Origin of the sequence: Mesorhizobium sp. M00.F.Ca.ET.216.01.1.1, from assembly GCF_004010325.2 — a bacterium.
In the GTDB taxonomy this organism is placed as follows: domain Bacteria; phylum Pseudomonadota; class Alphaproteobacteria; order Rhizobiales; family Rhizobiaceae; genus Mesorhizobium.
This window is the reverse complement of record NZ_SADR02000317.1, coordinates 1-338: the sequence shown is the minus strand read 5'-3', so window position 1 is coordinate 338 and position 338 is coordinate 1. Positions and strand designations below refer to the sequence as shown.

1 pseudogene is annotated in these 338 nt (G+C 66.9%); it reads right to left on the bottom strand.

Annotation, left to right across the window (positions count from 1 at the left end):
- Positions 1–338, bottom strand: a pseudogene (locus EN859_RS36285) (hypothetical protein); the annotation flags it as partial.

Sequence of the window (338 nt, the reverse complement as noted above, 5' to 3'; positions counted from 1 at the left end):
GCGCGAGCAGCATCGGATAGTCGTCGCAACCCATCGCGCGCGCGAGCGCCGCTCGTTCCTCGCGATCGACCGGGATGGCATGCGTTTGCGCGTCGTTGCGATATTGCAGACGGTGTTCGAGCTCGCGCGAGAAGCGATACGCCTGCGAAAGCTTCTCGCAGACCGACGTGTCGATCAGCCCGTGCGCCGCCGCATGCCGCAAGACGGCGAGCGTCGGCCGCACCCGGAAGCCGGCGTCCTGGCCGCCGCGAATCAGTTGAAAAACCTGCGCGCTGAATTCGATTTCGCGGATGCCGCCGCGCCCGAGCTTGATGTCGTCGGCCTTGTCGGGGCGCATC